Raw genomic sequence first — 14179 nt, 5'->3', positions numbered from 1 at the left:
TAAAAAGGTGGTAAAAGATGGTACGACAACAAGATGATTTTTATGACGCAGTGAATGGCGCTTGGGAAAAGACCGCAGTGATTCCTAACGATAAGCCACGCACAGGTGGTTTTAGTGACTTGTCTGATGAGATTGAAAAGTGGTTACTGACGGTTACGGCGGACTGGCAAGCAGGGAAAAACTTACCGGACTCACCAATTTTGTCACAATTTATTGCGTATCATCGCTTAGCCACTGATTTTGCCACCCGTGAACAACAAGGCACCCAACCTGTGCAAGCGTTGTTGCAGCAATATCAAAGTTACACCTCATTTGCTGATTTTGCGCAACATATTGCCGAATTGGAAAAGCAAGGCTTGCCAAATGCGCTGCCACTTGGTGTGGGGCCTGATTTTAAAGATGCCCGGACAAATGTTTTATGGGCTAGCGCGATCAACTTGGTCTTACCAGACACGACGTACTACGCACCCGATCATAAACAAGGACAAGCGTTGTTAGCGAAGTTTCGGGCTGCGCAAACAGCCTTACTGCCAAAGTTTGGCTTTTCTGAGGCAGAAACGGCTGATTTGATTGACCGTTATCTGGCTTTTGATGCCCGTGCGGCCGCGGTCGTTTTAAGCCAAGAAGAAGGGCACGAGTATGCGAAGTTGTATCATCCGTATGCTTGGGCAGACTTTACCAAATTAGCCCCAGAATTGCCGTTAGACGCAATTTTAACAGCTTTGATTGGTCAGACACCAGATCAAGTGATTGTGCCCGAAGAACGCTTCTGGGCGGCCGCTAATCAATTCTTTTCTGAAGAAGCTTGGCCACTATTGCAAGCCCACTTGATTGTTTCGGTTGTTAACAATTTTACCCGTTATTTATCGGACGACGTGCGCGTCCTGGGTGGTCAATACCAGCGTGAATTGACGGGGGCGCCAGAGGCCATGCCGGCGGATAAAGCCGCCTTTTATTTGGCGGCTGAACCGTTTAATCAAGCGATTGGTTACTATTACGCCCAAGAAAAGTTCTCACCAGCAGCCAAAGCTGATGTTGAGGCCAAAGTGGCCAAGATGATTGCTGTGTTTAAGCAACGGCTACAAGCAAATGACTGGCTGAACGCCGCAACCCGTGAAAAGGCCATTACCAAATTAAATACCATCGTGCCACATATTGGCTATCCGGAGCAGCTACCGGCGCGCTTAGCCAAGAAAATTGTCCAACCAGGTGCGACTTTATTAGAAACAGCCTTACAGTTTCGACAAATTGAAATCGCCCATGAATGGTCGCAATGGCAACAACCAGTGGATCGTAGCGAATGGCATATGCCAGCCCATCTGGTGAATGCTTACTATGACCCACAGCAAAACCAAATTGTTTTCCCGGCAGCGATTCTGCAAGCCCCATTTTATAGTTTGTCACAATCGTCATCAGCGAATTACGGTGGGATTGGTGCGGTGATTGCGCATGAAATTTCCCATGCGTTTGATACGAACGGGGCGTCATTTGATGAATTTGGGAGTTTAAAGAACTGGTGGACCGACGAGGATTTTGCTGCCTTTAAGGTGCGCACGGATCGAGTTGTGGCCCAGTTTGACGGTTTGGATTCCTATGGCGCTAAAGTAAACGGCAAGTTAACCGTATCTGAAAACGTGGCGGACTTGGGTGGCTTGGCTGCGGCCCTAGCTGCAGCTGCGCAGGAACCAGACTTTTCTGCAACTGACTTCTTTGAAAGTTGGGCCACAATTTGGCGGATGAAGGCACGACCAGAATATATGCAGCTCCTAGCAGCCTCGGATCCACATGGTCCAGCGAAGTTACGGGTGAATGTCCAAGTGAAGAACTTTGATGCCTTCTTTGCGGCATTTAACGTGCAACCAAGCGATGGGATGTGGTTGGCACCGGCTGAACGCGTACAAATTTGGTAATATGTGATAACAACGAGACAACGTGCTGACGCATAATCAGCGCGTTTTTTTTGATGCTGGGGTTATGAGTCGCGTAAGACATAAGAAATCGTGATTAAACTTTGATACAATAGTGTGTATTGATTTTTTGAAACGAGTAAGACAATATGTATGAAAAAATAATCCTATTAAGTATTCAAATTTTATTAATCACGGTGATGGTGCTGATGATTGGGCTGATCGCCCGGGCCTACTTGAAACAAAAAAAGCCGATTTTTCAGCGTTTCGGACTGGGTATGTTGATCGGTTTTATCACTGATTTTGGTGATACGCTTGGAATAGGCTCTTTTGCCACGACGACAGCAGCGTTTCGGGCCACGCACTACATTGATGACGATCGGCAATTGCCAGGAACGCTTAATGCGATGCATGCCATTCCGGTCATGGTCGAAGCGCTATTTTTCATCACCGCAGTGAAAGTCGAATTAAGTACGTTGTTGCCGATGACGACTGCCGCTGTTGTGGGGGCGTACGTGGGGACACACGTCACGAAAAATTGGCATGCGCCAACGGTGCAGCGGGCGATGTCTGCGGCCTTGTTTATCGCAGTTGTGATTATGATCGTCCGGATGATCACTAACCCAGGGGCGGACAACGCGTTAACAGTGCACGGGTTGCATGGCTGGTGGCTTGTCTTAGGTATCGTGTTTAACCTTGGCGTAGGCATTTTGATGACAATGGGGCTGGGGAATTATGCGCCCGAATTGATTTTCTTCTCACTGATGGGGGTGAACCCAGCGATTGCTTTTCCAGTGATGATGTTAGATGCCGCATTGATTATGCCAACGACGGCTTGGAATGTGATTAAGATGGATCGAATTTCATGGCGTGGTTTTGCTGGTGTCACGATTGGTGGGATTCTTGGCGTGATTGTTGCGGCTAAGTTCTTCACGAGCATGGATGTGCAATTGCTGAAACTATTGATTATTGTGGTGTCACTTTGGACTGCTTTTGGGTTATTCCGTGATTCATTTAAACAAAATTGGAAAAAAATCCACTAAAGGGGTTGTCAAGGTCTCAAATATTTGTTATTATAATATAGTTGTTTGAGACATGGGAGTGTAGCGAAGTCTGGCTAAACGCGACGGACTGTAACTCCGTTCCTTCGGGTTCGTAGGTTCGAATCCTACCGCTCCCATAGCCGATTAATAGTTAACGGCTGAATAAATTAACTATTGCCCCTTGGCCAAGCGGTAAGGCAGCGGTTTTTGGTACCGCTATGCGCTGGTTCGAATCCAGCAGGGGCAATCTTAAAAAACCGGCATACATCACGTATGTCGGTTTTTCTTTGGTTTATGATTTTGGTGCGTGTAAGACTAAGCCGTGCTCAGGAGTGCGCGCATTAATCACGATATCTTCAACGCGGAAAATACGGGTTAATTGCTCTGTGGTAAAGAGTTTTTTCTTTTCCGCAATTTGTCGGAGTGATTTACCGGTGCGTAGGGATTCCTTGGCAATTTTAGCCGCTTCTTGATACCCGATAATGGGTGCCATCGCCGTGGCAAAGCTGGTTGAAAGATCAATATCTTGAGACAAGCGCGCCTTGTTACTTGTAATGCCATCAATCGCGTTGATCCTTAAAGTTTGCATGGCTGCCGTTAAATGCTCAATGCCGGCAAACAGTGACCGAAAGACAATCGGTTCAAAGGCGTTAAGTTCTAACTGACCGGCCTCTGCGGCCGCTGTCACGGTCGCATCAAACCCAAACATTTCAAAGGCCACTTGGTTAACGACCTCTGGAATAACGGGATTGATTTTGCCGGGCATAATCGATGAGCCCGCCTGTGGGGCCGGTAGGTTAATTTCCGACAGCCCTGATCGGGGTCCGGAACTCAAGAGGCGTAAGTCGTTAGAAATTTTTGACAGGTTCATGGCTAAGGTTTTGAGTGCGCCAGAGAGTGCCACAAAACAATCTAGATTTTGGGTTGCGTCAAAGAGATCGTGCGCTTGTACCAAAGGTAAGTTAGTAATACCAGCCAAATTAGGTACGATATGCACTTGGTAATGATAACTGACGTTAATCCCAGAACCGATGGCTGAGCCACCCATATTTAAGAGATAGAGCGCATTACGTGCTGCGGTAATACGCTCAACATCACGCCGCAGCGGCTTTAACCAGGCATGGAAACTGTTACCCAAGGTCATAGGGACAGCGTCTTGGAGTTGGGTACGCCCCATTTTATACGTGGCTGAAAATTCATCCGCTTTGTTACCAAGCGCGTCAATCAAGGCGAGTAATTCAGTAAATAATGGTTCAAGGAGACGGATCAGGGCGATTTTACCCGCACTAGGATATGTGTCGTTGGTACTTTGACCCATATTGACGTGGTCGTTGGGATGGATGTAAGCATAGTCACCACGTAGCCGGCCAGTTTGTTCTAATGCGACATTGGCGATGACTTCATTGACGTTCATATTGGTTGACGTCCCAGCACCGCCTTGAATATCACTAATTGGAAATAATTCTGGTTTGAACGGTTGGCTGAGCAATTGCTTGGTTGCCCGCACGATATGTTTGGCCACAGAACGATCTAAATTGCCGGATGTGGCATTGGTTTGTGCTGCTGCTTGTTTGATTTCCAAAAATGCGCGAATTAACTCTGGGTGTGTCACTTGGGTTGCAATTGGAAAATTGTGCAATGCCCGTTGCGTGTGAATCCCATAATAGGCAGTTTGAGGAATGTTCAATGGACCCAGTGAGTCAGTTTCGGTACGCATGATAATCTCCTTAGTAAATTGCTATAGCTATATTCTATATCGGAGCGTAGCTAGACCAATTAAACATGTTACTTATTATGACATGCGGTAGCGTTGATATAACAACATATTTCACTGTAATAAATTTTAAACCAAATAAAAAAAGCGTGTGCTAACACGCTTTTTATCGGGGGTTGACATCGATCACACGCACGTGATCATCGGGTTCGCCAATCACAACACGGTTCACAACATCGGTGAAGAGGCCGTGTTCGACAACGCCCACCATCTTGATGAGTTCATCACCGAAGGCCCGGGGATGATCAATCACAGGTAAATGTAAATCAATGAGGAAATTAGCCGAGTCTGTGCGAACAGGGTTGCCATTTTGGTCAAGACGCCAAGTCGGTTGGAATCCTTCAGCCGCAAAACGTTTGAATAATTGGTGGGAACCATAGGGAATGACTTCAACTGGCAAATACTGATTTAACTTGGGCACTTGCTTGCTGGCATCAATCACCCAGATATTTTCGCGAGAATTAAAGGCCACGATTTTTTCCCATAGAAGGGCGGCACCGCCACCTTTAATGGCTGAAAAATCATCGGAAATCTGGTCAGCACCATCAATGGTCAAATCGATTTGATCAACGTCGTCGACGTTATACATTGGTATGCCGAGTTGGGCAGCGTTACGGCGCGTTTTTTCCGAAGTGGCAACGCCAACGATTTTGAGGTTTTCGTGCGCCACGCGTTCACCTAACGCATTGATGACATGCGCAATCGTTGAACCAGAGCCAATCCCAACAACCATGTCATTTTGGACAAATTCTGCGGCCCGTCGGCCAGCAATCAGCTTTTGTTGTTCTTGGGTCATGGCTTGTACTGAATCTCCTGGTATTTGTCTGGTTGGTTGAAAAATGCCTTACGGGCATAACTGCAAATCGGATGCACGGTCATGCCGTTTGCCCGTGCTTCGTCAACAACGGCGTCAAGAAGTGCTGCTGCAACCCCTTGACCTCGTAGTGCGGGGTCAACAATGGTTGAATTGATCGCATAGGTTTGGCCATCATTGATGGTTGTGTAAGTAATTTCAGCGAGACGTTTACCATCTGCTTCTAAAAAGTAACGACCGGGTTCATGTTGAAAGTCCATCATGCTTCTCCATTTCGTGACGATATGGTGATGCGAAAATCACCAGTGATAATCTAACTAGTTCCATTATACCGCAGGACACGGCTATTGGGGATGATGCGTGCCAAAAATCGGCGGCAACAGCTACGGTTTTACCGTATAATACAAAGTAAATCAATTTGACTAAATAAATGGAGGAAAACGACCATAGTCGTGGCTTTGAATGGCTGTGGTTGGTGATTAAACATGCGTGGATTTGAAATTGTATCAACAAAGGTGAACGACAGGCTTAATTTGCCAAAGCGGAGTACGCAAGCAGCGGCTGGGTATGACTTTGAGGCCTCAGAAGAAATTGTGATTCCCAGTGCATTGAGTAATCCTTTTTTCCGTGGCTTAAACATCTTATCACTCGGAAAATTAAAAAATGTACGTGATGATGAGGACTTGCAAGGGTTGCTTAAGCCGGTGCTTGTCCCAACGGGTATTAAGGCCTACATGGGTGAAGGGGAATATTTGCAATTGGTATCACGTTCAAGTGGTCCGATTAAAAAGCGCTTGATGATGCCAAATGCCGTTGGGATCGTTGATGCCGATTACTACAATAACCCAAGCAACGAAGGGGAAATTTTCTTCCAATTCATTAATTTTGGGCTTAAAGATGTCGTGATTAAAAAAGGGGAACGGATTGGCCAAGGCATTTTCTTACCTTACCTCTTAGCTGATGGCGATGATCAAGTTGAAAAGGCTGAGCGTCAAGGTGGTTTCGGCTCAACCGGTCAAAATTAGGTGATTAAATGGTTGATGAACACAATGATATCGTGATACGTCAAGCAACTCGAGATTTTAAGTTACGGGTGGCAGGTGTCTTGCTTGATGCGGCTGGGAACAGGCGGTGATATGGCGTTCGCCAACTGCGCTTGATGATTTGAAACCTGTTGTTTTACAGCCGGTGTTGCGTGACTTGCCATTACAACCAGTACATTTGATGTATCATCAGAAATAGTTGGAAAGGAGCCGCATATGCAACAGAAAATAGGTGTTTTAGCAGATGTACATGGTAATTTAACCGCCTTAGAGGCGGTTATTGCTGATGCAAAAAATCAAGGGGTCACTGAATTCTGGTCACTAGGAGACATCGCCACCTATGGCCCCAATACGGTTGCGAGTTATCGTCTATTGCATCAAGAAAATACGACAGTGTTTTTACAAGGTAATTGGGAATCGAGTTACCAAGAATACGAGCGCGCAACGGCGGTTGACTTTGACGATGCCGCTGAAGTTGCATTTTTAAATTGGATGGCGCGTGATTATGCGCAATTTACAGTCGCTGAGATAGCACAAATTCAGCAATTACCAATTGCGACAACGATTGAACGTTTTGGCCGCCATTTTCACTTATCACATCACACCCCCGCACAAAATTATGGTGATGCACTACTGGCTGATGCACCGCAAGAAAACTTCAATCAGATGTTAACAGGGCGCGATGCGGATATGGCGATTTACGCCCACATTCATGCGCAAATCATGCGCACAGATGCTGTGACGCAAGTGGACAATCATTTTCAAATGCATCGCATTCTAAATACTGGAACTGTCGGTCAGTCTTATCAACTCACACCCCAAGGGATGGTCGCGCAATACTTAGTGCTCACATTAGATGATGTTGTTGGTGTCGTGAGTACGGACTTTAGGCGTGTGAATTTTGATACGCAATTAGAAATATCACGCGCCCAGTCTGTTGACTGGCCGTTCGCGGCGGAATACGTGCTTATGTTACAAACAGGTCGTTTCACACGTGATCGTGATAGTTTGCGTGAGAATGACAAATTTTTGATGTATCAAACCCAAGCCAAACACTTTTTAACACAACTAAAGGAGCAACATTATCGCAAAAGTTAAAACACAATTTATTTGCTCAAACTGTGGTTTCACGTCAGCGCGCTATCTGGGTCGCTGCTCAAACTGTGGTGAATGGGGCACATTTGTCGAAGAAAAAATCATGCCAGAGACCAACGACCGGAAAAGTCGGGTGAGTCTAGACGGTCGTACGGCTAAGGTTGAAAAGATTAATGAGGTGACATCAGAGGAAACACCGCGTGTTGCCACGAACCTTAAAGAACTGAACCGCGTGTTAGGCGGTGGGGTGGTTCCAGGTTCAATGGTGTTGATTGGTGGGGATCCAGGCATTGGGAAATCAACCCTCTTGCTCCAAGTCTCTGGGCAATTGGCCCATGAAGGTCGTGTGTTATACGTGACTGGGGAAGAATCTGCCACCCAAGTGAAGCTACGGGCAGATCGTTTGGGTGTTGGGAATGATGAGTTTTACCTCTATCCAGAAACAGATATGACGGCGATTAAAAAGCAGATTGAATCGCTGCAACCAGATTTTGTCGTGATTGACTCAGTACAAACGATGCAGGAACCAGACGTGACGTCCGCCATTGGCTCCGTGTCACAAATCCGCGAAGTCACGGCAGATTTATTGCAAATTGCTAAAACCAATAACATTTCTATTTTTATCGTTGGTCACGTGACTAAAGATGGGGCGATTGCTGGACCAAAGATTTTGGAGCATATGGTCGATACGGTGCTCTATTTTGAAGGTGATAGTAACTATAAGTACCGTATTTTACGTGCGGTGAAAAATCGTTTTGGCGCCACCAATGAATTGGGTATTTTTGAAATGCGTGACGGCGGCTTGATTGAAGTCGCTAACCCATCAGAAATCTTTTTGGAAGAACGGTTAGCTGGGGCAACTGGGTCGGCCATTGTGGTCGCCTTGGAAGGCTCGCGGCCGATTTTGGTTGAATTACAGGCTTTAGTGACGCCCACCGTCTTTGGCAATGCGCAACGGACGGCATCCGGATTAGATCGTAACCGCGTGTCGTTAATTATGGCCGTTTTGGAAAAGCGCGCCAATCTCTTGTTGCAAAATCAAGATGCTTATCTGAAAGCTGCCGGTGGGGTGAAACTGGATGAACCCGCAATTGATTTGGCGATTGCCGTGGCACTGGCCAGTTCTTATCACGATAAAGAATCGCGGCCAAGTGACGTCTTTGTCGGTGAAATTGGGTTAACTGGGGAAATCCGGAGCGTCGCTGATATTGAAAGTCGGTTGAAGGAGGCGCGCAAGCTTGGCTTTAAACGGGCGATTGTACCAAAGAACAACTTGAATGGGGTCACACTTCCTGAAGGGATTCAAGTAATTGGCGTCGCCACGTTACGAGAAGCGTTGCAATTAGCCTTAGATTAAAGGGGGTAACATGTGGGATCTGATTCCTGGTGATTTATTTATTTTGGTGCATAATGGGTTATATCGTTATGTTTCACGTGGAACAGGTTATCGGGGACGTTGGTGGTTAGGTGTGCTGATAACCACGATGTTAGGCGTTATCCAAGTCGGCTTAGGCTGGCTGACGTTAGTAGTTGGGCTTAGCGATGCCCTAATTTTGTGGGGGAAAATTGCCGTTATGGCGATATTGCTGGTGATCATGGCCGGTCTAGGATGGGTGCTATACCACTGGGTACGGTTACTGAGACGTTTGGTACGGCAACAAGATGCGCCAATCCACGCTCAGCGTCATTAAATCGATAACGTTTGCAGGTCAGGTTAGCCGCCTGGCCTTTTGTTTTGCGAATATGTGGCCAATTGGAATTTTGTCGGGGTAATGTTGTACAATAGAGTAGATAAATAACGGGATAAACCGTATAACTGAGGAGGAAATGCGTTAGCCAAACCACTTGTCTAACGCTTTATATCACATGACAGAAGACATTCGTGTTCGCTATGCCCCATCACCAACAGGACATTTACATATTGGTAACGCGCGTACCGCAATCTTTAACTGGCTTTTTGCGCGCCACTACAATGGCCAATTCATTATTCGGATTGAAGATACTGATTCAGCACGTAACATCGCTGACGGTGAAAAGTCACAATTAGAAAACTTGGCTTGGCTTGGTTTGGACTGGGATGAATCACCAGAAAAGCCAGGTGCTTATGGCCCATACCGCCAATCTGAACGTAACGCTCAAGGCATTTACCAACCCTTTATTGATGAATTGTTGGCTAAGGGCTTGGCTTATAAGTCATATAAGACATCAGAACAATTGGCTGCTGAACGTGAAGCACAACAAGCCGCTAAGCAAGCGCCACATTACGTTTATGAATATGAAGGTTTGACGGATGAAGAACGCGAAGCCAAGTATGCGGAATTTGAAGCGCAAGGGTTAAAGCCCGTGATTCGCTTCCGTGTCCCAGAAGAAAAAGTTTATGCTTGGGATGACATTGTTAAGGGTCATATCGAAATCGGTGCCAAGGAAATTGGTGGCGACTGGGTGATTCAAAAAGCCGATGGGATGCCAACCTATAACTTTGCGGTGGTTGTCGATGATCATTTGATGAAGATTTCTCACGTGTTGCGTGGGGATGATCACGTCTCAAACACACCTAAGCAAATGATGATTTTTGAAGCATTGGGTTGGGATGTGCCAAAGTTTGGTCACATGGCGTTGATTATCAACGGTGAAACCGGCAAGAAGTTATCAAAGCGTGACGAAAACGTGTTGCAATTCGTGGAACAATACAAGGATTTGGGCTATCAACCACAAGCGATGGTGAACTTTATTGGCTTGCTTGGTTGGTCACCAAAGGGTGAAGACGAAATCTTCTCCCTTGAAGAATTCACACAAATGTTTGACGAGAACCGTTTGTCAAAGGCCAACGCGAAGTTTGACCAAAAGAAGTTAGAATGGATTAACAACCAATGGATGCGTCGTGATTTGGATCAAGTGATGCCACAATTGATTCAAGAATTGGTCAATGCGGACTTAATTAGCGCAGAAGATGCCGAAACGAAGCGCGATTGGTTAACACAAGTCATTAAGGTTGCCGGTGTGGAAGGGATTTCCTATACACGCGAAATTGTTGACTTAGTGCGTCGCCCATTCTTTGAATTAAGTGATATTACGGATGAAATGGTCGATTATCTCACATCTGATGAAGGCCGTCAGGTCTTTGCAGCCTGGGAAAAAGTTTACACAGCCTTGCCAGAATCAGCGACTGCAGAAGATTACATGGCAGTGATTCGTGAGATTCAAAGCACACTTGAAATCAAGGGCCGTAACTTGTGGAATCCAATTCGTATTGCGACAACACATGAAGTGCAAGGACCAAACTTGCCAGAAATGTTAGTCGTATTGGAGAAAGACAAGGTCTTAGCGACAATGGCTGATGTTAAAGCTAAATATTTAGCCTAATTTAGGCGAGTCATAAAGGTGCTTCGGGTTAACTGAGGCGCCTTTTTTGATGCACTTTGTGACAGCAAATCCGAGGACATTTAGCAGGATTTGGCATACAATGGGGTAACGGCTTATAAAGAAAGTGTGAATACCATGTATGCAGTAGAAATGTTAAATTATGGGGAACCGACGGTCTTGGTCGATAACCTAGCGGCAGCAATGCCGATGATTAAACCCAAACAGGTATTGGTGAAACAACGGGCGACGGCAATTGACCCTTATGATGTGAAGTTTCGGCAAGGATTGATGGGAACAGATAAGGCAACACCGCTCATTCCAGGGTCATCAGTGGCAGGCGTTGTCGTGGCGGTTGGCGCTGAAGTGACGGCATTTGCAGTTGGTGACCGCGTGGTGGCATCGACGCATTTGAAAAGCTATGCCGAATTTGTGCCAGTTGGGCAATCCTTACTTGCTAAAATTCCCGACGCAGTAAGTGATGTCCAAGCGGCTGCGGTGGTACTGGGTGGGCAAACTGGTTATCAAATGATAACCAAAGACTTAGCGGTTCAGCCAAGGGATACGGTACTCATTCAAGGCGGTGCTGGTTCGGTAGGTTTCACAGCTATCCAGGTTGCGAAGTGGCTTGGGGTACAAACGCTTTATACGACAGTCCGTGGTCAGGCAGCAGCAGCCGTTGTGCAGGCCGTTGATCCGACACTGCAGGTCATTGATAGCCAAACGACGTCGCTGCAAGCAGCGATACCGGCAGGCGTGGATGTGATTTTAGATACGATTGGCGGTGATACCTTGCAGACGTCATTGGCCGTTTTGAAGCCAACTGGGCGATTGGTGTCATTGGTTGATACTATGGCTGATTCGCGTGTGACGATGGGCTATTTGCAATCTAACGGCACACAACTCGCCGAATTATTGGCGTTAGTAGCCCAAGGTCAGGTGATCGTGAACATTGCGGACACACGCCCATTTAATGCGGCAAACGTCCGCGATTTTCAAACGCGCCAACACGTACTGGGCAAACTCGTGCTGACATTTGACTAAAAAGTATCACTCCGGTGATACTTTTATTTTGTAAGTAATCGTGATTTTTTTCACGTAATAAAAAATTAATGCCGATTTGTCATAATAAAAGTTTACAAATGCGCGAAAAACAGGTACAATTTATTTGTAAAGTAATTCACATGTAAAAGGAGTATGCTTAACATGAAAGCAGCAGTTGTACGTGAAAATCCAGATGGATATGTTGATTTGATTGAAGATTGGGAACCAAAGCCATTAGCCTTTGGTGAAGCATTAGTTGATATTGAATATGTTGGCCTTTGCCACACTGATTTGCATGTGGCGAATGCTGATTTTGGTAATCCAAATGAACTTGGACAACGTAATGGTAAGTTCCGTCGCGTTATCGGTCACGAAGGTGTTGGTCGTGTGTCAAAGTTGGCTGAAGGTGCCAGTGATTACCTCAAGATTGGTGATCGTGTTTCAATCGCTTGGTTCTTTGACGCCTGCGGTGTGTGTGACTACTGTGTGACAGGTAACGAAACATTCTGCCGTAAGGTACGCAACTCAGGTTACACAATTGATGGTGCGATGTCACAACAAGCTGTTGTGAACGCCAAGTACGCCGTTAAGGTGCCAGAAGGTTTGGACCCAGTACAAGCAACATCAATTACATGTGCCGGTGTGACAATGTATAAGTCATTGAAGGTCGGTGAAACAAAGCCGGGACAATGGGTATCAGTTCATGGTGCTGGTGGTTTGGGTAACTTGGCCGTTCAATATGCCCACAATGTCTTTGGTGCACATGTTGCTGTTATTGATGGTAACGATGACAAGTTGGCTGCCGCACAAGAAAACGGTGCTGAAGTATTGATCAACCGTAAGAAGGTTGATGATGTCGCAGCTGAAGTTCAAAAGGCTACTGGTGGTGTGCACAATGCGCAAGTGACAGCCGTTAACGCCGCTGCCTTTGATCAAGCCGTTGATTCACTACGTCCAATGGGTAAGTTAGTGGCGGTTGCTTTGCCACAAGGTGACATGGCTTTGAACATTGCCAAGACAGTCTTGGATGGTATTGAAGTACGTGGTTCATTGGTTGGTACACGTGCCGACTTGAAGGAAGCCTTCCAATTTGGTGCCGAAGGTAAGGTTAAGCCAATCGTTGAAAAGGTTGCCTTTGCCGACATGAACGAAGTGATTGATGAAATGAAGGCTGGTAAGATTACTGGTCGTAAAGTATTCGACTTCACAGTATTATAATCAAAAAAATCGTCCACACTTGGGCGATTTTTTTACATGTGTTAAGCAGCGTGTCGTTGTCTTGGACATAGCAGTTTTTGTATGCCTGTGTTAGAATTGGGTAACAAATGTATTGGAGGAAACGACCTCTTTTCTGATGAAAGATAGGTCAGTAATAAAGCATGCCATACTTTACACAACAACTTTTTAGCGGCCAGCGTGATCGTATTTTGCGTGTTGTTGATACTGCTAGTGCGGATCAAGCAACGGCTGGTTTTATCCACTTGTTCGACGAACGTCGCGTTTATGATTTTGACTATGCGACAGAAATAACGGAAGGTCGCATCACGCAAGCGGAGTTTGACGTTGAAGGCGAAGCTAATAATACGTTTAGTGTTAACTTCATGCCAATCGTGAACGATGATGACGAAATTCCAGGCGAATTATTTGAAGAATGGGCCGCCCTAATCGGGCGCGAATACGCCTTGATGCCACACGTGCACATCAATATGTATCAACAAGCCTTGAAGCCGGAAATTGAACAAATTGATGAACCGACATTTGAAGCGCGTTTGTTAGAATTAATCACGCGTATTTTAGGCTCATCAATGGTCGGCTTTACTGAGAAGTCGCTCACATTATTCCCAAGTTATTTAGTGCAAGAACAGCAAGCGGAACAAGCCCCACAAGGACCAACAACCCAAATTATCTTGCCAGACTAAACTAAGAAATAAATTGACATAAAATAAGCACTATCTTAAAATAACAATATGTTAATAAAGTGATGACGAGTCAACTATTTGGCTACTAACCGTCAAACAGGACGCTGGCCTGCACACCAGACTGTTTGTCGCGCCCTGCTAATCAAAGTGATTAACAGGGTCTTTTTATTGGCAATATAT

13 protein-coding genes and 2 tRNA genes are annotated in these 14179 nt (G+C 45.9%); 12 read left to right on the top strand and 3 right to left on the bottom strand.

The features are described 5' to 3' along the window. The first annotated feature begins 17 nt into the window (after positions 1-17). From A9176_RS01945 to A9176_RS01930, 4 genes are all read left to right on the top strand, one after another. A complete protein-coding gene (locus tag A9176_RS01945) occupies positions 18-1910 on the top strand; it encodes a M13-type metalloendopeptidase (protein ID WP_077281993.1) in 1893 nt (630 codons plus the stop codon). 146 nt (positions 1911-2056) lie between these two features. Further along, positions 2057-2950 carry a sulfite exporter TauE/SafE family protein gene (locus tag A9176_RS01940; RefSeq protein ID WP_077281992.1) on the top strand — a complete coding sequence of 298 codons (894 nt, stop codon included), beginning with the start codon at positions 2057-2059 and terminating at the stop codon, positions 2948-2950. Between the two features lie 54 nt (positions 2951-3004). Beyond that, positions 3005-3087: transfer RNA gene (locus A9176_RS01935), tRNA-Tyr, on the top strand. Between the two features lie 38 nt (positions 3088-3125). Next, positions 3126-3197, top strand: a tRNA-Gln gene (locus A9176_RS01930). A 45-nt stretch (positions 3198-3242) separates the two neighbouring features. Here the strand turns inward: A9176_RS01930 and A9176_RS01925 are convergent. The 3 genes from A9176_RS01925 to A9176_RS01915 form a co-directional block, all read right to left on the bottom strand. Next, on the bottom strand, positions 3243-4667 hold the full coding sequence (locus tag A9176_RS01925) for an aspartate ammonia-lyase (protein ID WP_077281991.1): 1425 nt from the start codon (positions 4665-4667) through the stop codon (positions 3243-3245). A gap of 163 nt (positions 4668-4830) precedes the next feature. Beyond that, positions 4831-5520 carry a ribose-5-phosphate isomerase RpiA gene (gene rpiA / locus A9176_RS01920; RefSeq protein ID WP_029510095.1) on the bottom strand — a complete coding sequence of 230 codons (690 nt, stop codon included), beginning with the start codon at positions 5518-5520 and terminating at the stop codon, positions 4831-4833. Next, positions 5517-5801 (bottom strand): GNAT family N-acetyltransferase, encoded by a 285-nt coding sequence (locus A9176_RS01915; RefSeq protein WP_371857135.1) that lies wholly within the window; start codon positions 5799-5801, stop codon positions 5517-5519. The genes rpiA and A9176_RS01915 overlap by 4 nt, the downstream gene beginning before the upstream one ends. Before the next feature lie 222 nt (positions 5802-6023). On the opposite strand from A9176_RS01915, the gene A9176_RS01910 reads away from it, so the two are divergent. The 8 genes from A9176_RS01910 to A9176_RS01875 all read left to right on the top strand — a co-directional run bounded on the left by A9176_RS01910 (position 6024) and on the right by A9176_RS01875 (position 13999). Continuing rightward, a complete protein-coding gene (locus A9176_RS01910; RefSeq protein ID WP_077281990.1) occupies positions 6024-6563 on the top strand; it encodes a deoxyuridine 5'-triphosphate nucleotidohydrolase in 540 nt (179 codons plus the stop codon). Between the two features lie 234 nt (positions 6564-6797). Further along, positions 6798-7679: a metallophosphoesterase family protein gene (locus A9176_RS01905; protein ID WP_077281989.1), complete on the top strand. Its 882-nt coding sequence runs from the start codon at positions 6798-6800 to the stop codon at positions 7677-7679. Beyond that, positions 7666-9033: a DNA repair protein RadA gene (gene radA, locus A9176_RS01900; RefSeq protein WP_077281988.1), complete on the top strand. Its 1368-nt coding sequence runs from the start codon at positions 7666-7668 to the stop codon at positions 9031-9033. The genes A9176_RS01905 and radA overlap by 14 nt, the downstream gene beginning before the upstream one ends. Before the next feature lie 10 nt (positions 9034-9043). Beyond that, positions 9044-9367 (top strand): hypothetical protein, encoded by a 324-nt coding sequence (locus tag A9176_RS01895; protein WP_068851064.1) that lies wholly within the window; start codon positions 9044-9046, stop codon positions 9365-9367. 175 nt (positions 9368-9542) lie between these two features. Beyond that, positions 9543-11039, top strand: coding sequence for a glutamate--tRNA ligase (gltX, locus tag A9176_RS01890; RefSeq protein ID WP_077283220.1), 1497 nt, complete (start codon positions 9543-9545; stop codon positions 11037-11039). Between the two features lie 135 nt (positions 11040-11174). Next, complete coding sequence (locus tag A9176_RS01885; protein ID WP_077283218.1) at positions 11175-12080, top strand: NADP-dependent oxidoreductase; 906 nt, start codon at positions 11175-11177, stop codon at positions 12078-12080. A 162-nt stretch (positions 12081-12242) separates the two neighbouring features. Beyond that, positions 12243-13298, top strand: a complete 1056-nt coding sequence (gene adhP / locus A9176_RS01880) for an alcohol dehydrogenase AdhP (protein ID WP_029510101.1) — start codon at positions 12243-12245, stop codon at positions 13296-13298. Positions 13299-13459: 161 nt separating this feature from the next. After that, entirely contained in the window at positions 13460-13999 is a 540-nt protein-coding gene (locus A9176_RS01875) for a hypothetical protein (RefSeq protein ID WP_029510102.1), read from the top strand. Positions 14000-14179: the final 180 nt, after the last annotated feature.

This window comes from Leuconostoc garlicum (assembly GCF_001998805.1).
In the GTDB taxonomy this organism is placed as follows: domain Bacteria; phylum Bacillota; class Bacilli; order Lactobacillales; family Lactobacillaceae; genus Leuconostoc; species Leuconostoc lactis.
The sequence above is the reverse complement of the archived record's forward strand: the minus strand, read 5'-3'. Positions and strand labels throughout refer to the sequence as shown.